17 protein-coding genes are annotated in these 22,602 nt (G+C 65.1%); 14 read left to right on the top strand and 3 right to left on the bottom strand.

All coding sequences use genetic code 11. The features are described from left to right. The first annotated feature begins 38 nt into the window (after positions 1-38). The 8 genes from xdhC to guaD all read left to right on the top strand — a co-directional run bounded on the left by xdhC (position 39) and on the right by guaD (position 8,473). The gene (gene xdhC / locus ABEA02_RS09685) at positions 39-1,139 is read left to right on the top strand and encodes a xanthine dehydrogenase accessory protein XdhC (protein ID WP_345532714.1); all 1,101 of its coding nucleotides are present in this window, start codon (positions 39-41) and stop codon (positions 1,137-1,139) included. Continuing rightward, entirely contained in the window at positions 1,133-2,692 is a 1,560-nt protein-coding gene (locus ABEA02_RS09680; protein WP_345532713.1) for an ABC transporter ATP-binding protein, read from the top strand. The genes xdhC and ABEA02_RS09680 overlap by 7 nt, the downstream gene beginning before the upstream one ends. Positions 2,693-2,815: 123 nt before the next feature. Continuing rightward, positions 2,816-3,898 carry an ABC transporter permease gene (locus tag ABEA02_RS09675; protein ID WP_345532712.1) on the top strand — a complete coding sequence of 361 codons (1,083 nt, stop codon included), beginning with the start codon at positions 2,816-2,818 and terminating at the stop codon, positions 3,896-3,898. Beyond that, positions 3,895-4,821, top strand: a complete 927-nt coding sequence (locus tag ABEA02_RS09670; protein ID WP_345532711.1) for an ABC transporter permease — start codon at positions 3,895-3,897, stop codon at positions 4,819-4,821. Before ABEA02_RS09675 ends, ABEA02_RS09670 begins: the two co-directional genes overlap by 4 nt. A gap of 3 nt (positions 4,822-4,824) precedes the next feature. After that, positions 4,825-5,373 (top strand): chlorite dismutase family protein, encoded by a 549-nt coding sequence (locus ABEA02_RS09665; RefSeq protein WP_345532710.1) that lies wholly within the window; start codon positions 4,825-4,827, stop codon positions 5,371-5,373. Further along, positions 5,370-5,702, top strand: coding sequence for a YnfA family protein (locus ABEA02_RS09660; RefSeq protein ID WP_345532709.1), 333 nt, complete (start codon positions 5,370-5,372; stop codon positions 5,700-5,702). The genes ABEA02_RS09665 and ABEA02_RS09660 overlap by 4 nt, the downstream gene beginning before the upstream one ends. Further along, a complete protein-coding gene (locus ABEA02_RS09655) occupies positions 5,702-7,057 on the top strand; it encodes an 8-oxoguanine deaminase (protein WP_345532708.1) in 1,356 nt (451 codons plus the stop codon). Before ABEA02_RS09660 ends, ABEA02_RS09655 begins: the two co-directional genes overlap by 1 nt. 81 nt (positions 7,058-7,138) lie before the next feature. Further along, positions 7,139-8,473, top strand: coding sequence for a guanine deaminase (guaD, locus tag ABEA02_RS09650; RefSeq protein WP_345532707.1), 1,335 nt, complete (start codon positions 7,139-7,141; stop codon positions 8,471-8,473). Here the strand turns inward: guaD and ABEA02_RS09645 are convergent. Next, entirely contained in the window at positions 8,452-9,669 is a 1,218-nt protein-coding gene (locus ABEA02_RS09645; RefSeq protein WP_345532706.1) for an MFS transporter, read from the bottom strand. The genes guaD and ABEA02_RS09645 overlap by 22 nt on opposite strands. Before the next feature lie 66 nt (positions 9,670-9,735). On the opposite strand from ABEA02_RS09645, the gene earP reads away from it, so the two are divergent. After that, positions 9,736-10,866, top strand: coding sequence for an elongation factor P maturation arginine rhamnosyltransferase EarP (earP, locus tag ABEA02_RS09640; RefSeq protein ID WP_345532705.1), 1,131 nt, complete (start codon positions 9,736-9,738; stop codon positions 10,864-10,866). A gap of 53 nt (positions 10,867-10,919) precedes the next feature. Then, positions 10,920-11,477, top strand: coding sequence for an elongation factor P (gene efp, locus ABEA02_RS09635; RefSeq protein ID WP_345532703.1), 558 nt, complete (start codon positions 10,920-10,922; stop codon positions 11,475-11,477). A 167-nt stretch (positions 11,478-11,644) separates the two neighbouring features. Here the strand turns inward: efp and ABEA02_RS09630 are convergent, their stop codons facing one another. After that, positions 11,645-11,881: a hypothetical protein gene (locus ABEA02_RS09630; protein ID WP_345532701.1), complete on the bottom strand. Its 237-nt coding sequence runs from the start codon at positions 11,879-11,881 to the stop codon at positions 11,645-11,647. 139 nt (positions 11,882-12,020) lie between these two features. Between ABEA02_RS09630 and ABEA02_RS09625 the strand changes: the two genes are divergently transcribed. The 3 genes from ABEA02_RS09625 to ydiK all read left to right on the top strand — a co-directional run bounded on the left by ABEA02_RS09625 (position 12,021) and on the right by ydiK (position 19,472). Then, positions 12,021-12,302, top strand: a complete 282-nt coding sequence (locus tag ABEA02_RS09625) for a hypothetical protein (RefSeq protein ID WP_345532699.1) — start codon at positions 12,021-12,023, stop codon at positions 12,300-12,302. A 106-nt stretch (positions 12,303-12,408) separates the two neighbouring features. Continuing rightward, the gene (locus tag ABEA02_RS09620; protein ID WP_345532697.1) at positions 12,409-18,357 is read left to right on the top strand and encodes an excinuclease ABC subunit UvrA; all 5,949 of its coding nucleotides are present in this window, start codon (positions 12,409-12,411) and stop codon (positions 18,355-18,357) included. Positions 18,358-18,389: 32 nt separating this feature from the next. Next, a complete protein-coding gene (ydiK, locus tag ABEA02_RS09615) occupies positions 18,390-19,472 on the top strand; it encodes an AI-2E family transporter YdiK (protein ID WP_345532696.1) in 1,083 nt (360 codons plus the stop codon). A 10-nt stretch (positions 19,473-19,482) separates the two neighbouring features. Here the strand turns inward: ydiK and ABEA02_RS09610 are convergent, their stop codons facing one another. Further along, positions 19,483-21,507, bottom strand: coding sequence for a TonB-dependent receptor plug domain-containing protein (locus tag ABEA02_RS09610; RefSeq protein WP_345532694.1), 2,025 nt, complete (start codon positions 21,505-21,507; stop codon positions 19,483-19,485). 266 nt (positions 21,508-21,773) lie between these two features. On the opposite strand from ABEA02_RS09610, the gene ABEA02_RS09605 reads away from it, so the two are divergent. Continuing rightward, positions 21,774-22,601, top strand: a complete 828-nt coding sequence (locus ABEA02_RS09605; protein WP_345532693.1) for a DUF2189 domain-containing protein — start codon at positions 21,774-21,776, stop codon at positions 22,599-22,601. The last annotated feature ends 1 nt before the right edge of the window (position 22,602 follow it).

The following is a 22,602-nucleotide window of genomic DNA, read 5'->3' as shown; positions in this document are numbered from 1 at the left end:
CGTTCGCTCAACCCAACCTGCGCGCCCGAGGGGCATGCATGAACTGGTGGCGCGCGCTTCCCGATGTGCTGACACACGAGGACGCGGTACTGGTGACAGTGGCGCGCACGCAGGGCTCGGTGCCGCGTGAAGCGGGCGCGAGCATGCTGGTCACCCTCGATGCAACGGTCGACACGATTGGGGGTGGCCACCTTGAATGGGAGGCCATGGCGCAGGCACGCGCGATGTTGCTGCAGCCTGTGGCGTTGCCTGCGATGCAGCGCCTGTCGCTTGGTGCGAGCCTGGGGCAGTGCTGCGGTGGTGTGGTGTGGCTGGTGTTTGAGCGGATTAGCCAAGCTGCGCGTGTGGAGTGGTTGGCGCGTGCGCTGCAGCTCGAAGCGGGGGAGAGCTTTCGGCGAACGCTTAGCTCTTGTGATGCAGGGTCCGTCTGGTGTTGTGCGGATGGATTGGAGCGGAATGCGGAGTCGGGTTGTCAGTTGCAGCTTTCCCCCTCTCCCTCAGGGAGAGGGCACCGCAGTCAGCGGGCCGACACGTTGCCGTTCCCTCACCCTGAGGGAGAGGGTGGCTCGAAGAGCCGGGAGAGGGGGGATGGCGCAAAGGGTGAAGCACGTTCCATGAGTGTCACGTCTTCGACCTGGCACTTCACCCAAACCATCGCCTCCAACACCCTCCCCATCACCGTCTTCGGCGCCGGCCACGTCGGTGCCGCCATCGCGCGCCTGCTCGCCACACTCGACACCCGGATCCGTTGGGTGGACCCGCGCGACGACCAGTTCGGCACACCACCCGCCAATGTGGAATGCCTCTCGACCGACGCGCCCGAAGAGGCGGTCGCCAGCGCGCCGGCGGGCAGTTTCTTCCTCGTCCTCACACACAGCCACGCGCTGGATCTCACGCTCTGTGAACACATCCTGCGCCGCGGTGACTTCAGCTGGTTTGGCCTGATCGGTTCGGCAACCAAGCGCGCGCGCTTCGAGCATCGACTCAATGCGCTGGGGCTGGACTGCGCGCGCATGCAGTGCCCCATCGGCATCGCAGGCATCGCCGACAAATCTCCGCAAGCCATCGCCATCGCCGTGGTGGCGCAAGTCCTGCAGGTGAAGGAACAACTCAAACAGGGAGCTGCACACGCATGCTGATTCCACCGCCACACGAACACCCGGCACCGCCGGGCGAACCACGCCTGACGCTGACGGGCATCACCAAACGCTACCCCGGTGTGGTCGCGAATGCCGACGTGAGCCTGTCGGTGATGCCTGGCGAGATCCACGCCGTGCTCGGTGAGAACGGCGCGGGCAAGAGCACGCTGATGAAGGTGATCTACGGTTCGATCCAGGCCGACGAAGGCGAGATCCAGTGGAACGGCCGCCAGATCAGCATTGCGAATCCGGCTGCGGCGCGTGCGTTGGGCATCGGCATGGTGTTCCAGCACTTCTCGCTGTTCGAGACCCTCAACGTTACTGAAAACATTGCGCTGGCGCTGGACGAGCCTTTCGATCTCGAAGCCCTCGCAGTGCGCGTCAAGACGGTGTCGGAGAAGTACGGCCTGCCGCTTGATCCGCAGCGCCTCGTGCACAGCCTGTCGGTGGGTGAGCGGCAGCGCGTCGAGATCGTGCGCTGTCTGCTGCAGGACCCCAAGCTGCTTATTCTGGACGAGCCGACCTCGGTGCTGACCCCGCAGGCCGTGCGCAAACTGTTCGAAACACTCAAGCAGCTGGCCAGCGAGGGCGTGTCCATTCTCTACATCAGCCACAAGCTGCACGAGATCCAGGAACTCTGCGACAGCGCCACCGTGATGCGTGGCGGTCGCGTGACGGGTCACTGCAATCCGCGCGAAGAGACCCCCGCCAGCATGGCGCGCATGATGATCGGTCGCGAACTGCCGGTCTGCGTCTCGGCCGAGTACAGTGGGGAGGTCGGCACAGCCTTCGAGGTGCGCAACCTGTCGCTGGCTTCGGAAGATCCGTTCGGCGTCTCGCTCAGCGAGATCAACCTTTCTGTGGCGCGTGGCGAGATCGTCGGCATCGCGGGCATCTCGGGCAACGGTCAGGCCGAGCTGCTGGCCGCGCTGTCGGGCGAAGCCACCGTGCGCGACGATGCGGTCCTGCTGGGCGACAAGCCCGTCGGTGCGCTCGATGCCGGTCAGCGACGCGATCTCGGTTTGTGCTTCGTGCCCGAAGAACGCCTTGGTCGTGGCGCCGTGCCCAACATGCCCCTGTCGTGGAACGCCATGCTCACGGCGCACCGCCAGAGCGGCATGAAGAAATTTGGTCTGCTCGATTTTGCGGCCGCGCGCGATTTTGCCAGGCGCTGCATCGAACGTTTCGACGTGCGCTGCAATGGCGAACAATCGGTCGCGCGTTCACTGTCGGGCGGCAACCTGCAGAAGTTCATTGTCGGCCGCGAGATCATGCAGACGCCGAAGGTCATGATCGTTGCGCAGCCGACCTGGGGTGTCGATGTGGGTGCGTCGGCCTTCCTGCGTCAGACGCTGATTGATCTGTCGCGCAGTGGCGTCGGTGTGCTGGTGATTTCCGAGGAGCTGGACGAATTGTTCGAGATCAGTGATCGCATTGCCGTGATTGCCGGCGGGCGTCTGTCGAAAGCCATTCCCAAGAACATGACGGATGCCGAGGGCATCGGCCTGTTGATGGCTGGCCCGCAAGCCGGGCAGGATAAGGAGGCTGCGTGAACTTGACCATAGCGCTCGTCATTCCCGCGAAGGCGGGAATCCAGCGACGTTCGCGCAACGCATGTAAGACACTGGATTCCCGCCTTCGCGGGAATGACGGCAAATAAGACCTGACGGGCAATCATGCAAATCCTCGAACCACGCGCCAATCCTTCCAAAGTCATGCAGTGGGCTGCGCCGCCCATTGCGATTGTTCTGACCCTGCTGATCGGCGCGATTCTTTTCTGGGGGCTGGGTGTCAGCCCGCTGACGGCCTTCTACGTCTTCTTCATCGAGCCGCTGGAGACCAGCAATGGCTGGAGCGAACTGTTCCTCAAGGCCTCGCCCCTGATCCTCATCGCGCAAGGCCTGGCGCTGGGTTTTCGCGCACGCATCTACAACATCGGTGCCGAAGGCCAGTTGCTCATGGGGGCAATCTTCGCGAGCGCCATCGCCATATGGTGCGACGGCATCGACGCCTGGTGGGTGTTGCCGCTGATGATTCTTGCCGGTGCGATTGGCGGTGGCTTGTGGGGCCTGCTGCCGGCATGGCTCAAGACGCACTTCAATGCCGAAGAGACGCTCACGACGCTGATGCTGACCTACATCGCCACGCTGTTCCTCAGCTGGCTGGTCAGCGTGCCCTGGCGTGATCCGGGTGGCTCCAACTTCCCGCAGTCCATCATGTTCGGCGACCCGGCGCTGTTCTCGATGATGTTCGAAGGCTTGCGCGTGAATACCTCGGTTTTCATCACGGCGCTCGCGGTGCTGATCTTCTGGGTTTTCGTGGCACGCAGCCGCACGGCCTTCGAGCTGGCGGTGGGTGGGCAGGCGCCAGCGGCTTCGCGCTACGCCGGCTTCTCGGCACGCCGCGCGGTGTGGCTGAGCCTGATCATCTCGGGCGTGACGGCGGGTCTGGCCGGTGCAGCAGAAGTCGCCGGCCCTGTCGGTCAGCTCACGCTGTCGCTGTCCCCCGGTTACGGCTACGCGGCCATCATCGTCGCCTGGGTCGGGCGCCTGCACCCCATCGGTATCGTGCTGTCGGGCTTCCTGATGGCGATGATCTACATCGGCGGCGATGCCGGCCAGGTATCACTGCAGTTGCCTTCAGCCATCACCGGTCTGTTCCAGGGCATGTTGCTGTGCTTCCTGCTCGGTGCCGATGCCTTCGTGAATTTCCGCCTCAAACGACGCAAGCCCACTCTCGCCAAAGGAGCGGCCGCATGATCGAGCACATTGTCCCCATCCTCGTCGGCACACTGGGTGCTGCCACGCCGCTGGTGTTTGCCGGCCTCGGCGAGCTGGTCGCCGAGAAAACCGGCGTCATGAATCTCGGCGTCGAGGGCATGATGCTGATCGGCGCCATCGCGGCGTTTGCAGCTGCCGTGCATACCGATGGCAATTTCGTCGTCGGCCTGTCGGCGGGGGCACTTGCTGGCGCGCTCGCGGCCTTGCCGTTCGCCATTCTCACCCTGACGCTGGGCGCCAACCAGGCGGCCACGGGGCTGGCACTGACCATCTTCGGCGTGGGTCTGTCGGCCTTCATCGGGCAGAGCTTCGTCAGCTACAGCCTGCCGGGCGTGCAGCCGCTGGCGATTCCGCTGCTGTCCGACATCCCGGTGATCGGCCCCGTGCTGTTCAAGCAGGATGTGGTGGTCTACTTCAGTTTCATCTGCTTCGCTGTGCTCGCCTGGGTGCTGGCAAAGACCAAGCTGGGTCTGGTGTTGCGTGCCGTCGGCGAATACCCCGAGGGCGCCCATGCCATCGGCTACCCGGTCACGGCGATCCGCTACGGCGCGGTGCTGTTCGGTGGTGCGATGGCCGGGCTCGCGGGGGGATATCTGTCGACGGTCTACACGCCGCTGTGGGTGCAGAACATGACGGCCGGGCGCGGCTGGATCGCTGTCGCGCTGGTTGTCTTTGCAACCTGGAAGCCAGGCCGCCTCATGCTCGGCGCCTACCTCTTCGGTGGCATGACCATCCTGCAACTGCACGCGCAGGGCTTCGGTGTGGCGTTGCCATCGCAACTGCTGTCGGCTGTGCCCTACATTGCCACCATCGTGGTGCTGGTGCTGATCTCGCGCGACCGCAAGCTGCTGCAGCTCAACCTGCCGGCGTCTCTGGGCAAACCTTTCATCGCCGGTGGCTGATCAATGAACCCCAGGCTGTACTCGTTTCTAGGCAAGCAGAGCGGTCCGTGGCGCGTGCAGCGCATCGTGCACGTCTGCGGCGACACCTTGCCGGACGTTTCACACATCGAGCTTGTTGCCGGCTCACCGGATGTGCCGAGTGTGTGGGCCTTGCGCGGTGTGACCAGCAACGAACGCTACGTCGAGCGCAGCGAGAAGACGCAGCTGGTCGCCGTGCAGCAGGGTCTTGGGCGGCCCGAGGCTAGCCGCGCGGCGCTGATCCCGATCCGCAAGAACGCGGCCTGGTGGGCGCTGACGCAGGACGAGCGCCGTCAGATCTTCGAAGACGTTTCGCATCACAACGCCATCGGCATGGAGTATCTGCCGCCGATTGCGCGGCGTCTGCACCATTGCCGCGATCTGCCTGAAGAGAGTCCCTTCGATTTCCTGACCTGGTTCGAGTTCGCGCCCGAGCACGAGGCCGCCTTCGACAGTCTGCTCACGCGCCTGCGCGCGACGCCGGAGTGGGGCTACGTCGAACGCGAAGTTGAAATCCGGCTGGAGCGTGCATGACCCTGCTGCAGACCTTGGGACTCTTCGTCATCACCGCCCTCGCCGAGATCGTCGGCTGTTACCTGCCCTGGCTGGTGCTGCGGCAGGACAAAAGTGTCTGGCTGCTGTTGCCCGCTGCGCTGAGCCTAGCGCTGTTTGCCTGGCTGCTGAGCCTGCACCCGACGGCGGCCGGACGTGTCTATGCAGCTTACGGTGGTGTCTATATCGGCGTCGCGCTTGCGTGGCTGTGGCTGGTCGATGGCATTCGCCCGACCCAATGGGATCTGGTCGGCAGCGGTGTGGCGTTGCTGGGCATGGCCATCATTCTGTTTGCACCGAGGAACACCTGATGTCGACCTTGCTGTTACGCAACGCCGACATGCTCGTCACCATGGACGCCAGCCGCCGCGAGATCGCGGGGGGTGGCGTGTTCATACGCGACGGGGTGATCGAGGCTGTGGGCAGCAGCGAGGCTTTGCCACAGGAGGCCGATGAAGTCATTGATCTCGCCGGCCACGTGCTGATGCCCGGGCTGATCAACACGCATCACCACATGTACCAGAGCCTCACGCGCGCGGTCCCTGCAGCGCAGGACGCCGAGCTGTTCGACTGGCTCTCGGCGCTCTACCCGATCTGGGCGGGGCTGACGCCGGAGATGATCCGCGTTTCCACACTCACCGCGATGGCCGAGCTGATCCTCTCGGGCTGCACCACGTCGTCAGATCATCTCTACATCTACCCGAATGGTTGCCGGCTGGATGACAGCATCGAAGCCGCGCGCCAGATCGGCATGCGCTTCACAGCGAGCCGCGGCAGCATGAGCGTCGGCCGTTCCAGGGGCGGCTTGCCGCCGGACCGTGTGGTGGAAGACGAAGAGGCGATACTGCGCGATACGCGCCGTCTCATCGAGACGTATCACGATGCCACGCGTTACAGCATGCTGCATGTCGCAGTCGCACCCTGTTCACCCTTCTCGGTGAGCCGCGACCTGATGCGCGAATCCGCCGTGCTGGCGCGCAGCTACGGCGTGCGCCTGCACACCCATCTGGCCGAGAACGTGAAGGACGTCAGCTACAGCCGCGAACAGTTCGGCATGACGCCGGCCGAATACGCAGAGTCGCTGGGCTGGACCGGGGCCGATGTCTGGCACGCGCACTGCGTGCAGCTCGACACAGCCGGCATCGCCCTCTTTGCTCGCACCGGTACGGGCGTCGCGCATTGCCCCTGTTCCAACATGCGGCTTGCGTCGGGCATCGCGCCGATCCCTGCGATGCATGCGGCAGGCGTGCCGGTCGGTCTGGGCGTGGATGGTTGTGCCTCGAATGACGGCGCGCACATGCTGGGCGAAGCGCGCCAGGCCATGCTGCTGGCACGTGTCGGCTTCGGCCCTGCCGCAATGAGTGCGCGCCAGGCGCTCGAACTGGCTACGCTGGGCGGTGCACGCGTGCTGGGCCGCGACGACATCGGCGCGCTGGCACCGGGCATGAGTGCGGATTGCGTGGCGTTCCGGCTGGACGACGTGAGTCTTGCCGGTGGCGCCGTGCATGACCCCGTGGCGGCGCTGGTGTTCGGCACGCCACCGCGTGTGCAACTTTCCGTCATCAACGGCAAGGCGGTGGTGCGCGACGGCGAACTGCAGACAGTGGAATTGCCGGCCGTATTGCGGCAGCATGATGTGTTGGCGCGCCAGCTGGCTGCGGGTTAGTTCGTGTCCTGGCCTCGCCGGCTTGTTGCATAGCGTCCATATCCAGACAAGTTCCATTCAATAGCCCACAGGAGCCGCACCATGAATCCGCACGTGCACGCCACCCTGGTCCGCGGCCGCATCCTGCATTTCTTCGCAGACCCCGGCGAAGACAGCGATCCCGCGAGCTGGCAATACATCGAGGACGGCGCGCTGCTGATCGACGGCGGCGTGGTGCGCGACTGTGGCGAGTGGGACAAGGTGCTCGCGGCGCTGCCACAACACACGCGCCACACCGCGCGCCTCATCGATCATCGCGGCAAGCTGATCGTGCCGGGCTTTGTCGACACCCACGTGCACTACCCGCAGATGCGTGTGCTGGGCTCTTATGGGCGCCAGTTGCTCGACTGGCTCAACGACTACACCTTTCCCGCTGAAGCGAGCTTTGCCGACCCCGCAGTGGCGGAGCGCACCGCGAAGTTCTTTGTCGATCGTCTGCTGGCGCACGGCACGACGACGGCCTCGGTGTATGCCACGGTGCACGCGCATTCGGTCGACGCCTTCTTTTCTGCCGCCGAGGCAAAGCGGCTGCGCATGCTGTGCGGCAAGGTGATGATGGATCGCCATTGCCCGGACAACCTGCGTGACACGGCCGACAGCAGCGCCAGGGATTGCAGTGCGCTGATCGAGCGCTGGCACGGCAAAGGCCGGCTGCGCTATTGCGTGACACCGCGCTTCGCGATCACCTCGACCCCGGCGCAGCTGCAGGTGGCGGGCGAACTCTACGCCAGCCGACCCGATCTGCATGTGCAGTCACACCTGTCCGAGAACCTGGCCGAGATCGCGTTCGTGCGCGAGCTGTTCCCGGACAGCGCGCACTACCTCGATGTGTATGACCGCTTCGGCCTGCTCGGACCACGTGCCATCTATGGGCATGGCATCCATCTGTCCGATGCCGAACTGGCGCGGCTGGCCGCGTCGCAGACCACCATCGCGTTCTGCCCGACTTCCAACCGTTTTCTCGGCAGCGGACATTTCGACTATCGCCGCACGGCAGCGGCCGGCGTCTCCGTCGGCCTGGCGAGCGATGTGGGGGGCGGCACCAGCCTGTCGATGCTGCGCACCATGGGCGCGGGCTATGAAGTCAGCCAGATGCTGCAGGCTCCCACACCCGTGATGCGCAGCTGGTACGGCGCCACGCTGGGAGGCGCGCAGGCGCTGGGGCTGGAGGGCTTCATTGGCAACTTTGCGATCGGCAAGGAAGCGGACTTCGTTGTGCTCGATACGCAGGCAATCCCGGAACTGGCTTTCCGCGTTGCGCATGCCAACGCTTTGACCGAGCAACTTTTTGCGCTGATGGTGCTGGGCGACGAGCGCTGTGTCGCGGCGACCTGGGTGCTGGGCGAGCCGGCGTATCAGGCGGGTGCGGTGGCCTGAGCGCTGCGTTCGCCGCGGCGTGCCTGCCAGCACGAACCGCTCATGATGCCGCCGACCATGATGAACACCGGGACGGCGCCGAACAGGGCGGTGATGGCGCCGAACAGCGAAGGGCCGGTGAGCCCCATCATGTTGCCCATCATGGCGCGCAGGCCGGCGCCCTCGCCGGCGCGGCCGGGCGGCATGGCGCGGTAGATGAGGCCGAGGATGTTGGGCTGGCCAACGCCTGCCGCGAGGCCAAAGACGAAGCCCAGTGCGGCGTGCAGCAGGGCATTGTCGGCCAGCGGCAGGGTGAAGAACACGCAGGCGGCCAGTGCGAAGGAGACGGTCAGCATGCGCCACTCGGCCATCCTGCGCGACAGCCAGGGCAGCAGGGCGCGGATCGCGAAGGTGCCCACCGCGAAGCTCGACAGCACGAGGCCGATGGTGGTGGCCGAGTAGCCGCGAGTCTGACCGAGCACCGGCACCATGAAGGTGAAGGCGTCCCACGACAGCGATACGGTCATGGCGAGGAGGTAGATGCGCAGCAGGCGCGCATCACGAAAGACGGCGCGGGCAATGCTGGGTTCGCTCGACTTCGGCTTGCTCTCGCGCGTGCCGTCCGGCAGGTTGGCGCGCAGGCCGGCCAGCAGGCTGCACACGACGACAGCGGCCAGTGCGCCAAAGGCCATGCGGTAGCCCGAGTGGTCGATGAGGATGCCAACGAAGGTCGGGCCCAGCACCGATGACACCGAATTTCCCATCTGCAGCCAGGCGAGCATGCCGACCCGGTCGCCCTCGTGTTTGAAGTCCATGTAGGACACGCAGACATTCGCTGCCAGCATGTAGCCCGCGAAGCCGGTGCCGGCGAGCAGGCCGGTGATGAGAATGGTCGGCAGCGACTGCACGGTGGCCGACAGCACGAGGCCCGAGATCATCAGCAACTGGCAGATGCGCATGACGCGGCGCGTGCCGACGCGGTCGATCCAGCGCCCCATCTGCAGCGACAGCAGCACAGGCATCAGGCCGAAGGCGCTGAAGGCTATGCCGGCCCAGGCTTCCGATCCACCATGCTTCAGCGCATACAGCGAGGCCGCGACGCGTCCGCCAGATAGCGTGACGTGAGCAAGCAGTGTGACGGTGATGAGGGAGACGATCTGGAACGGGATATGAGCGAAATAAGGCGCGAAATGGCGCGACAGGCGGGAGGGCAGCATGGCAGCATCCTAAGTTCTCAAGCGCCCTGACGGCAAATCCGTCCGACCAATCGCCAAACTGGTGTTATGACTCCCTCGTCAACTGCGTCGCTCACCATCGACCTCTTCTGCGCCGTCATCGACAACTTCGGCGACGCCGGCGTGTGCTGGCGGCTCGCGCGCCAGCTGGCGCGCGAGCACGGTTGCGCCGTGCGTCTGTGGGTGGACCGGTGCGAAGTGCTGGAAGCGATTGTTCCTGCGCTGGTCGGCGCCACGCATTGCGACGGGGTGAAGGTTGGCAGCTGGGAGGACGCGGAGCCGGCCAAGCCGGCGCGATTGGTCATCGAGGCTTTTGCCTGCAATCCGCCTGCGTCCTTCGTGCAGCGCATGGCCGCCGCGCGTCCATCGCCACTGTGGATCAATCTCGAATACCTCAGCGCCGAGGACTGGGTCGAGGGCTGCCACGCCCTGCCGTCGCCGCAGGCCAACGGGCTGCGCAAGTTCTTCTTCTTTCCGGGCTTCACGCCGGCCACGGGAGGCGTAATCAAGGAGAACGGTCTGGACGCCGCGCGGCGGGCTTTCCAGGCGTCACCCGCCGCGCAGGCCGCGTTCTGGCAGGGCTTGGGCGCCGCGCCGCAGCCGGACGCGCTGCGCATCTCGCTGTTCGCCTACGAGAATGCGGCTGTCGCCGGTCTGCTCGACGCCTGGGCCGGCGGTGACGCCCCCGTTTTCTGCGCCGTGCCGGTGGGGCGTGTGCTGCCGCAGGTGGAACGCTGGGCCGGCCTGCCGCTGGCGCCGGGCAGTGTCGTAGCGCGCGGCGCGCTGCAATTGACCGTACTGCCCTGGCTCACGCAGGACGACTATGACCGCCTGCTGTGGGCCTGCGACCTCAACTTCGTGCGTGGCGAAGACTCCTTCGTGCGTGCCCAGTGGGCGCAGCGACCCTTCGTCTGGCACATCTACCAGCAGGACGAAGACGCCCACCGCATCAAGCTGGCAGCCTTTCTCGATCGCTACGCGGGCGGGGCTTCGGCAGGCCCGCTGCGCGATTTCTGGCAAGCCTGGGACGTACAGCAGAACGCCGCCGGCGCCTGGCCGGCCTTGCGTCAGGCTTTGCCCGAGCTCAAGGAACGTGCCGAAACATGGGCCGAACGTGTGGCCTCACACGGCGATCTGGCCTCCAAGTTGCTGATTTTTAGTAAACCATTGCTAGAATAGCGGGCTTTGCAAACTCGCTCGGGCGCCATACGCGCCAGACCTTTGGTGCTCCTATGAAAATCGCTCAAGAACTCCGCTCCGGTAACGTCGTGATGGTTGGCGCCGACGCCCTCGTCGTGCAGAAGACCGAATACTCCAAGGGTGGCCGCAACGCTGCCGTCGTCAAGATGAAGTTCAAGAACCTGCTCTCCGGCGCCGGTTCCGAAGGCGTCTACAAGGCTGACGACAAGTTCGAAGTCGTCCAGCTCGATCGCAAGGAAGTGACCTACTCCTACTTTGCCGATCCGATGTACGTGTTCATGGACGAAGAGTACAACCAGTACGAAATCGAAGCCGAAAACATGACCGACGCGCTCAAGTACCTCGAAGACGGCCTCAAGTGCGAAGTCGTGTTCTACAACGAGAAGGCCATCTCGGTTGAACTGCCGACCAGCGTTGTGCGCGTCGTCGAATACACCGAACCCGCCGTCAAGGGCGACACCTCGGGCAAGGTCATGAAGCCGGCCCGCCTCGCCACCGGCTTCGAACTGCCGGTGCCGGCCTTCGTTGAAATCGGTGACAAGATCGAAATCGACACGCGCACCGACGAGTACAAGGCCCGCGTCAAGTAATCCCACGGCGTCTTGCTAATGCGCGGGGCAATCCTGCGACTCCGATGCTCGCTGTACCCCAGTACAGCTCCGCTTCTCGTCGCAGCCTTGACCCGCTCGCTACGCAATCCGCCGCACGATTCTGCGGACAACAAAAAAGGAGCTTTGGGGCTCCTTTTTTGTTTTCGTCAATCGAGCAGTTCGGACTCGAGGCGCTCCAGTTCTTCCAGTGTGTTGCCGCGCGAGGCGAAGCTGCGTTGCGCGCGCTGGTACCAGTACTCGGCGTTGGAGAGATCGCCTTCCTGTGCGTGCAGGATGCCGTGGAACCAGGCGCCGAGCATCGAATCGTCTGCCTGCACCATGCGGTGTGCAGCCTCCCAGTCTCCGCGACGTGCATGCGTCAGTGCGTGCCGAAGGTTCACCATGCGAGGCTCCTTTTGTGTGGATGATTCTGAGACAATTCCAGGCCAAGCCCCGCTGTGCGTCAAGTAGAGAGAAACCGCATTCCCGCCCCTGTTTCACGCTTAACGCCCCCGACTCTTCCTCACTCGTTTCGCTATTGCCATGATCCGCATCCTCAGCCTCGCTGCCCTGATCTCTCTCACCGCCTGCAGCCAGGAAGAGCCGCGTGAGTCGGACTATGCGAACAGCACGACCGGCATGGTGCCGGGTGCCGCTGCGTCGATCCAGAAGGATCTCTCGCAAGCTGCTGCTGAAGATGTGCAGTCGGCTGCGCAGGCAGAGGTTGCCGAGAGCGCGGCGAAGGATGTGACGTCGGTTGCGCAGGACATCGCCAAGGCCAGTCGTCAGCCGGCTGGTGGTGTCTCGAACAGCGAGTCACGCTGACAGCAACTGGCAGCAGTGAAGGCGCCCCAGGGCGCCTTTTTCGTGCGTGCGCCGAGGTGTCCTGAGACAATTGCGGGCTGCGCAGCAAGCTCACCGGTCCGCCTCCATGCCTCATTTGCACTCCCACCCCTATACCCGCCCCGCCATCCGCATTCGCGGTGCGCGCCAGAACAATCTCAAGAACCTCTCGCTCGACATCCCGACCGGTGAGCTGGTCGTCGTGACCGGCCCTTCGGGCTCGGGCAAGAGCTCGCTGGTGTTCGACACGCTCTACGCCGAAGGCCAGCGTCGCTACGTCGAGACCTTCTCACCTTACGCGCGGCAGTTCCTCGACCGCATGGACAAGCCGCAGGTGGATGCCATCGAAGGTGTGCCACCGGCGATTGCCATCGACCAGAGCAACCAGGTGCGCACCTCGCGCTCGACGGTCGGCACCATGACCGAGCTCGCCGACTACCTCAAGCTGCTCTACGCCCGCGCCAGTCACCTCTACTGCAAGGGTTGTGGCAAGCGCGTCGAACGCGAGACGCCGCAGAGCATCCTCGCCGCCCTCGCGCAGCGCTGTCCGCAGCATGAGGATCCGCGCCTTGCCATCGTTGCACCGCTGGCGATCCCCGACAACTTCACGGCTGACGAGATGCGCGCCCACCTCGATCGCCAGGGTTTCACGCGCGTCACCGAGGATGGCAAGCGCCTGCTCGTCACCGTCGACCGCTTCCGCTTCGGCAACACCGAGGCGAGCCGCGTCTCGGAAGCGATCGAGAATGCGCTGCGACTGGGGCAGGGGCGCATCGAGATCCACCTTGGTGGCGAGGCGCTCGCTGGCGATGCGGCAAGCTCGGGCACGATCTGGAAATTTTCGGCTGATTTGCACTGCGCCGACTGCGACATCCACTACGCCGAACCCACGCCGTCACACTTCTCGTTCAACTCCGCCGTCGGTGCCTGCGAGGCCTGCCGTGGTTTCGGCCGCGTGATCGGCATCGACCCCGGTCTCATCGTGCCGGATGAGTCGAAGACGCTGGCGGGTGGCGCCGTGAAGCCCTGGCAGACCGAGAGCTACAACGAATGCCAGCGCGACTTGATGAAGATGGCCAGGCTGCGCGGCATCGCCACCGACATCGCCTGGCGCGACCTGCCCGCAGAGCATCGGCACTGGGTGATGGAAGGCGAGCCGGAGTTCAAGAGCTGGGAGCGCTCCTGGCCGAAGTACTGGTATGGCGTGCGGCGTTTCTTCGACTGGCTGGAAACCAAGGCCTACAAGATGCACATCCGCGTCCTGTTGAGCCGCTATCGCGCCTACTCGGATTGCCCGGTGTGTGACGGTGCGCGGTTGAAAACGGATTCCTTGTTGTGGCGTGTGGGGAGCCGGGATGAAGCGGACCGCGCGTTGCAGTTCCCTCTCCCTGAGGGAGAGGGTGGTCCGAAGGACCGGGAGAGGGGGGATGGTGGATCACGCACCATTTCCCCTCTCCCGGCGCACGGCGCCACCCTCCCCCCTGGGGGAGGGAACGGCTACGTGCCGGTGGGCCGCAAACGCTTCCGCCCCCAAGGCATGCGAATGTCCGAAGAGCAGCTGCAGTCCCTGCCCGGCCTCTCCATCCACGACGCCATGCGCCTGCCCGTTGAGCGGGCGCGCGACTTCTTCAGCGCGCTGCCGCTCGAAGGCAGTGCTGGCGACGCCGTCGAGCTGGTCATGCAGGAGATCCGCAGCCGCCTCAGCTACCTCTGCGAAGTGGGCCTCGGCTACCTCACGCTGGATCGCCAGAGCCGCACCTTGTCGGGCGGTGAAGTACAGCGCATCAACCTCACGACTGCGCTGGGCACTTCGCTGGTGAACACCCTGTTCGTGCTCGATGAGCCTTCCATCGGCCTGCACCCGCGCGATATCGATCGCATCAACGGCGTGATGCGTCGCCTGCGCGACGCTGGCAACTCGCTGGTTGTCGTCGAGCATGACCCGGCGGTGATGCTCAATGCCGACCGCATCATCGACATCGGCCCCGGCCCCGGTGCGGCGGGTGGCAACATCGTTTTCAACGGCACGCCGGACGAACTGCGTGCGCGCACCGACACACTCACGGCGCAGTTCCTCGGCGGCCATCGTCATGTCGACGCCGGTCTCGTGCGTCAGAGCGTCGATGCGAAAACGCCGCGCCTCCAATTGCTCGGCGCGACAGCCAACAACCTCAGGAAGGTCGACCTTGCCGTGCCGTTGGGGCGTCTGGTCTGCGTCACCGGCGTGTCGGGCTCGGGCAAGTCCACGCTGATCTCCGACGTGCTGTGGCCTGCGCTCAAGAAAGCCAAGGGCGAAGCCACCGAGGCGCCCGGCGCCTTCGACAGGCTGGTCGGTGACTCGCTGATCGAAGCCGTCGTGATGGTTGATCAGAGCGCCATCGGCAAGACCACGCGCTCCAATCCGGCGAGCTACGTCGGTGCTTTCGATGTGATCCGCAAGCGCTACGCGGCATTGCCCGAAGCCGAACAGCGCGGCTACACGGCCGGCACTTTCTCTTTCAATTCCGGCGACGGTCGCTGCCCGACCTGTGGCGGCAATGGCTTCGAGCATGTCGAGATGCAGTTCCTGTCCGACGTGTACCTGCGCTGCCCGGACTGCGACGGCAAGCGCTATCGCCCGGAAGTGCTTGAGATTCGCTTGAACGGCAAGAGCATCGCCGACGTATTGGAGCTGACCTGCGTGGATGCGCTGGCCTTCTTCGCTGGCGACAAGGAGCTCACGAGAGCGATCCAGCCGCTGGTCGACGTTGGCCTGGACTACCTCACGCTGGGTCAGCCCGTGCCGACGCTGTCAGGCGGTGAAGCGCAGCGTCTGAAGCTCGCAGGGCATCTTGCGGAATATGCGGCGAAGAGCGCCAAACGCCGTCATCCCCGCGAAGGCGGGGATCCAGTGACGTTGAAAGGAAAAGCAAAGTCGCCGGATTCCCGCCTTCGCGGGAATGACGGGGCCAAGGGCTCGCTATTCCTGTTCGATGAGCCCACGACGGGTCTGCACTTCGGCGACATCGAGAAGCTGCTGCGCGCCCTGCGCGCTCTTGTTGATGCGGGCAACACGGTGCTGGTCGTCGAGCACAACCTCGATGTGATGCGCGCAGCCGACTGGCTGATCGATCTGGGCCCGGAGGGTGGTGACGGTGGTGGCGAGATTCTCGTCGAAGGCACCGTCGAGGCGCTGATTGCCGAACCGCGTTCGCACACCGGACGTGCGCTGGCTGAGTACAAACTTGACTCCCCTCTCCCTGCGGGAGAGGGGCAGGGGGTGAGTGTCTCCACTGCAGGCAATTGGCCCTCACCCCAACCCCTCTCCCGCGGGGAGAGGGGCTCTATCCTTGCCGAGCCGCGCGCGCCGTACGCTCCTCACGCCTCACGCATCGCTCCTCACCGTGACGAAGTCACCATCACCAACGCCCGCGAGCACAACCTCAAGAACATCTCGCTCTCCATCCCGCACAACAAGTTCACGGTGGTTACCGGCGTGTCCGGTTCGGGCAAGTCCACGCTGGCCTTCGACATCCTGTTTGCCGAAGGGCAGCGTCGCTATCTCGAATCGCTCAATGCCTATGCGCGCCAGTTCGTGCAGCCGGCATCGAAGCCGGATGTCGATGCCATCCACGGCATTCCGCCGACGGTGGCCATCGAGCAGCGCACGAGCCGTGGTGGTCGCAAGAGCACTGTAGGCACGCTGACCGAAGTGCATCACTTCCTGCGCCTGATGTTCGTGAAGCTGGGCACGCAGCACTGCCCGGATTGCAACTGCGCCATCGAGCCGCAGAGTCAGGACGCCATCGCCGCGCGCATCCTGCGCGACTACCGCCAGCAGAAGGTCGGCCTGCTCGCGCCGCTGGTGGTCAATCGCAAGGGCCTCTATACGGATCTCGCCAAATGGGCCAAGGGCAAGGGCTATACGCATCTGCGTGTGGATGGCGAATGGATCCCGGTGTCGCCCTGGCCGCGCCTCGACCGCTTCAAGGAACACAGCATCGAGTTGCCGGTCGCCGACGTGGAAGTGCGCGCCGACAACGAAGCCGAGCTGCGCGAGAAACTCGCCGCGTCATTGCAGCTGGGCAAGGGCACCATCCGCCTCATCACGCCTGCAGGCGACGACATCGTGTTGTCGACGCTGCGTGCCTGTCCTTCGTGTGGCACCAGCTTCCCCGAGCTTGATCCGCGCCTGTTCTCCTACAACTCCAAGCACGGCTGGTGCGAGAGCTGTTGCGGCACCGGCGTCGAGATTCCGAAGTGGATGAAGGACCCCGAGGTCGACGTGGCCGAGATGGAGTTCGCCGGCCTTGACGAGGAAGACGGCGAAGAAGTGGCGTGCCGCGCCTGCAATGGCCTGCGTCTCAACCCGACAGCGCTGGCCGTGCGCTACCGCGATGCGTCGATAGCCGATTACAGCAGGAAGTCGGTCAACATGCTGGGCGAGTGGGTTGGCGGCCTGCAGCTCGAAGGGCGCGAGGCGGGCATCGGTCGTGACATCGTTGCCGAGCTGAAACACCGCCTCGCCTTCCTGCGTGATGTGGGCCTCGGTTATCTCGCGCTGGATCGCGCCGCGCCGACGCTGTCGGGTGGCGAAGCGCAGCGCATCCGCCTTGCCGCGCAGCTGGGCAGCAATCTGCGCGGCGTCTGCTACGTGCTCGACGAACCGAGTATCGGTCTGCACCCGCGCGACAACGGAGTGCTGCTGGACATGCTGTCGGCGCTGCGCGAGAAGGGCAACACGGTGGTCGTCGTCGAGCACGACGAAGAGACCATCCGCCGCGCCGATGAAGTGCTGGACCTCGGCCCCGGTGCGGGCACGCGTGGCGGTCGCCTGATCGCGCAGGGCACGGCGGATCAGCTGATCGCCGCAGCAGACTCGGTCACCGGCAAAAGCCTGCGCGAGCCGCTGCAGCATCCGCTGCATGCGCGCACGGCGCCGACGAAGACGGACCCTGCGATCCAGCTCAGCGGCGCCTCGCTGCACAACCTGCAGGACGTGTGCGTACAGGTGCCGCTGAATCGCCTTACCGTGGTCACCGGTGTGTCAGGCTCCGGCAAATCGACGCTGGCGCGCGACGTGCTGCACGCCAACCTCAAACGCCTCGTCGGTACCGACGAAGGCGATGCAAAGCCCGCTGGCCGCAAGACGGCCAAGCTGATGCCGCGCACGCAGAAAGCGGGGAGTGGTCTTCAGGGTTGCTCAGCCATCGAGGGCTGGCAGGCCGTGGGCCGCGTGCTGGAAGTCGACCAGACGCCAATCGGCAAGACGCCGCGCTCTTGCCCTGCGACCTACGTCGGTTTCTGGGATGAGATCCGCAAACTCTTCGCCAACACCGAGGCGGCGAAGCTGCGCGGCTGGTCGGCGGCGCGTTTCTCGTTCAATACGGGCGAGGGCCGTTGCCCGGCCTGCGAAGGCGCGGGCGTGCAGACCGTGGCGATGAATTTCCTGCCCGACGTGAAGGTGCGCTGCGAGGTCTGTGACGGCGCGCGCTTCAATGCCGACACGCTGTCTGCGACCTGGCGCGAGAAAAGCATCGCCGAGGTACTGGCGATGGAGGTCGACGAGGCGGTCGAGTTCTTCGCTGCGCACAGCAAGGTGAGCCATCCCTTGAAGCTGCTGCAGGACGTGGGCCTCGGCTATCTCACGCTGGGGCAGGCGTCCCCCACGCTGTCAGGTGGTGAGGCGCAGCGCATCAAGCTCGTCACCGAACTCGCCAAGGTCAAGACCGACCCGGCGGCGCGCGCGTCGAAGTACAAGAGCCCGCACACGCTCTATGTGCTCGACGAACCGACCGTGGGACTCCACATGGCCGACGTGGCCAGGCTCATCACGGTGCTGCATCGACTCGTCGAAGCCGGCAACACTGCCCTGGTCATCGAGCACGATCTGGACGTCATGGCCGAGGCCGACTGGCTCATCGACATGGGGCCGGAAGGCGGCACCGAGGGCGGCCGCGTGGTGTATGAGGGCCCGCTGGCCGGCGCGCTGAAAGCCGACACGCACACAGGGGCAGCCCTGCGCGCGTTTCTGAGTCGTCACAAGACGGCTGTGTAGAATCAGCCGAACTTCCAGATGGAGCAAGCACGATGACGCAAAGCCCCAAGGTGTCCGAACTGACCCGCATCCTGATCGCCATCGGCTTGCTGGGCCTGCTGCTGGTGGGCTGCTTCTGGGTGCTGCGCCCTTTTCTGCCGGGGCTGCTGTGGGGCACGATGATTGTTGTGGCCAGCTGGCCGCTGATGCTGCGCCTGCAGACCTGGCTGGGCGGACGCCGCATGATGGCGGTGGCCGTGATGACGACGGGACTGGTGCTGTGCGTGGTGTTGCCGCTGCTGATGTCGGTCATGACGCTCATCAACAACGCGAGTGATGTGGTGAGCTGGGTGTCATCGCTGCGAGATGGCGGGCTGGAGACGCCGCCGGAATGGCTCGCTGGCTTGCCCTACCTGGGGGAGACGCTGGCGCGCGAATGGACCAACTGGCTGGCGGGTGGGCGCCTCAATGCGAGCATTGCCGCGCACGGCAAGGAGCTGAGCAGCTGGTTCATCGCGCAGGCCGGCAGCGCAGGTGCGCTGCTGATGCACTTCGCGATCACCGTGCTGATTGCAGCCCTGCTGTATGCACGTGGCGAAGAGGCTGCAGCCTTTCTGCGCGCGCTGGCCATGCGGTTGGCCGACGTGCGTGGCGTGGCCTTGCTGGATCTGGCCGGCAAGTCGGTGCGCGCGGTGGCGCTGGGTATCGTGGTGACGGCCGTGGTGCAGACGCTGGTTGGCGGCCTCGGCCTGCTGATTGCGGGCGTGCCGTTTGCAGGGCCGCTGATCTCGCTGACGCTGATCCTGTGCATCGCGCAGCTCGGGCCGCTGCTGGTGCTCGGACCCGCCGTGGCGTGGTTGTTCTGGACTGGCCAGATCTGGCAGGGCGTGGTGCTCTGTGTGCTGGGACTGATCGCCATCAGCCTCGACAATGTGCTGCGCCCGGTGCTGATCCAGCGCGGCGCCAACCTGCCGCTGTTGCTGATCCTCGTCGGCGTCATCGGTGGTCTGCTGGGCTTCGGCCTGGTTGGCCTGTTCATCGGGCCGGTGATCCTGGCGCTGGGCTATACCCTTGTGACCGCGTGGGTCGGAGATCGCCTGGCGGTGCGCCAGGAGGTGTTGCCGGAAGCCCCTTGAGTTGCGTGCCTTACATGTCGAGGCTGGCCGACAGGTAGATCATCCTGCTGGTGATATTGGCGGGAGTCTTGTCGCCCAGCGTTGCGTGGTAGCTCTGCACGCCGCGGTCGGGGATCTCCTGGTGCTTCTCGCCAAGGTTGATGGCATTGAGTGCAATTTCCAGCTTGCGATGTTGCCGCAGCATGGTCTGCCAGGCGATGCGCGCATCGAAGCTGGTGTAGGGCTTGGCGACGTAGTTCGTCAGCGGTGCAATGCCATCGCCGCCGGAGATCGGCCCCATGCGCAGCACGCTGATCATGCCGGACCAGTGTGCATCGAGCTTCTGGAACCAGGACAGGCTGGCGACGTATGGCGCGACGCGGTCGTCGATACCGGCGTCGCCCGAGTGGCGATCAATCATCGCGTGCGAGAGAATGATCTCGCCATTGCGCCAGGGGCGTGACTTGAGCTGGTACTCGACACCGCGCAGCGTGATGGTGCGGCTCATGTTCTGGTACTGCAGCGAGCCGATCCAGGATTCCAGCGCGGCCGTGTAGGGGGCCGGCGAGTTCACCGACACGCGTGCGATGTAGTCCTTGATGCGCTCGTTGAACAGGCGCACATCCAGCGTGGTCGACAGGGTGCGGAAGCGGCCGAGGTAACCGATCTCGGCGCTGTCGATGCGTTCCTGCCGCAGGTCCGGGTTGGGCATGTAGGCGCGCACCAGCAGGGCGCCACTGACCGGATCAATGACGCGAATGTCGCCTTCCTTTTCGAAGGTGGGGCGTTGCTGGTAAGCGCGCGCCGCGCCGACGCGCAGCGTGTGCCCCTCGGCGGCCTGCCAGTTGAGGAAGCTGCGCGGCGCGAAGTGCGTCGGTTCGCTGCGGTAGCGTTCGATGGCGGCGCCGATGTTGAGTTGCCAGTGGCGTGCGAGGTCTTCGTCGAGACTCCCGAACAGGCGATACAGGTCGACGGGCTTCGGCTCGCCGTTGGCATACATGTAGGGCGAGCTGGTGCGGTCGCGACGGGCTTCGACGCCCCACACCATCTGCCGCGTCTTGCCGCTGCTGCGGTGCTGGAACTCGAACTGGTCGCGCGAACTGCGCCGGTTGCGGTTCACGTCAATTTGCGTGGGGCCGTAGGGATAGCCGGCAGGAATATGTGCTGTCCAGCCGTCGGTGTAATGGCTCTCGTTGTGGAAGTACTGGGCGAGAAGCTCCTCGTCCTCGCGTGGCGTACCGACCCATTTCAGGTGCAGCGATTGCGCCGTGCCCCAGCTTTTGCGCGAGCCGTTGCTGTCGTACAGCGTGCTGTCATAGCCTTCGCCGCGGCGCAGGTTGCTGGCGCTCGCGCGCAGCATCACCTCGTTGCGGTTCGAGACTTGCCAGTCGCTGCGTAGCGTAAGCAGCTCGCTACGGCGTTCATCGCGCAGATTGTCGAAGCCGCTGTCGTGGCGCGTCGAGAGCGCCAGCTGGGTACGCGTCGGGCCCGCTTCGAAGTGCGTGATGCCGTCGCTGTCGCGGATCTGCGCATTGCCTACCCGCCCGGTGAGTCGTCCGTCGGGCGATTGAGCGGTGTGCCGCGTGATGATGTTGATGACACCCATGAAGGCGTTGGCGCCGTAGGTTGCAGCGTTGGGGCCGCGCACGACCTCGATGCGCTCGATTTCATCCGGCGTGACTGGCAGGTTGGTCCAGTCCACGCCACCGAAGCTCGCCAGTGAATAGATTGAGCGGCCATCGACGAGCACTTGCAATTCCGACGGAAAGTTGTTGCCCAGACCGTGGTAACTGACCCAGTAGTTGTTGCCGCGCTCCTGCCCGGTCTGCATGCCCGGCACAAGGCGGAAGATGCGCGCCAGGTCACGATAGCCGCTGGCGCGGATGAGGTCGCCATCGATGACGGTGACGGAGCCCGGTGCGCGGTCCAGCGACTGCGGCATCCGCGAGGCGCTGATCACCACCGGCAGGTCTTCGATGAAAGGGTCTTCAGGCGGCGCGGCGAAACAGGCCAGCGGCAGGCCTGACAGGGCAAGCGCCAGCCAGCGCAGGGGCACGCGCAAGTCATTGGTTTGGCAGGCGAAACGAAGATGGGGGTACAACGCAGCTTTCACGGCAGGGATTCTAGCCTGCGCTGCGCGCAGGGCTTGATGGAAATGGCGGGCAAGGCCTTCTTGCCCCCGGCTTCGCGCCCTTCTGGACGCGGCCGCCCCGGCGGGGCGGCAAGCCTTGTGCCGACGGGCACAAGGCAACCCGAAGAGGTTTGTACTGCTGCATGGCATTCGATAGCATGTCGGGCTCTGCAAGCTGTACGTATTCCGACATGTCGTCCCAGGATCAGCCTTCCCTTCCCCGTGATGCGGGCCGTGTGCCCCACGCCAGTCATGCCAGCCGCGCCCCGCAGGTGCGTCGCGTAACCGCCGCTCAAGCCGCCCGCTGGCTACTTAGCGGCTGGCGTCTTTTCGCGGCCCGGCCGCTGCAATGGATTTTGCTCTCCGTCATGGTGTTTGCATTGATGGCGGTCATCTCCTTGCTGATCGTGCCGGTGCCAGTGTTTGGCCCCATGGTGCCGCCGGTGGTCTTTGCAATTCTGCTGGCCAGCCTGCTTGATACCGCCGCCCGGCAGGAGAGTGGCGCCACGCCGGGCTTTGCCGACATATACAGCGGCGCCATGCCGCATCTGGGCAGCCTCAGTCTGATCGGCATCTTCTTCAGCATTCCGCTGATCTTTCTGCAGTTGCTTGTCATGCTGGCGCTGGCCGGTGGTTTGCTGGTGGGCGTCTTTGGCGTGGCGCTTGGCAATGCATTGAGTGGCTTGCTCGGCGGCCTGGCGGGCTTCGTGTCGACCGTGCTGGCCGGTGGTGCCGTGCTGCTGGTGCTGTGGTTGTTGATGGCCCTGATCCTGATTTTCTCGCCGGCCATGATCGTGTTTGCGCGCTGCTCGGCCTTCGACGCCATGAGCGCCTCGTTACGCGCCAGCCTGCGCAACATCGGCCCGGTGCTGTTGTTCGGCTTGCTGACCTATCTCTTCTTTGTTGTCGCCATGGCGCCGCTGGGGTTGGGTGTGCTGGTGTTCATCCCCGTGTTTGCCGGTGCCTTGCGCCAGGCCTACCTCGACATGTTCACGCCCGCACCCGGCGTGGAGGCCTGAC

The organism is Viridibacterium curvum (assembly GCF_039544165.1).
GTDB lineage: Bacteria > Pseudomonadota > Gammaproteobacteria > Burkholderiales > Rhodocyclaceae > Viridibacterium > Viridibacterium curvum.
Note: the sequence above shows the minus strand (reverse complement) of the source record. Positions and strands in the feature narration are given on the sequence as shown.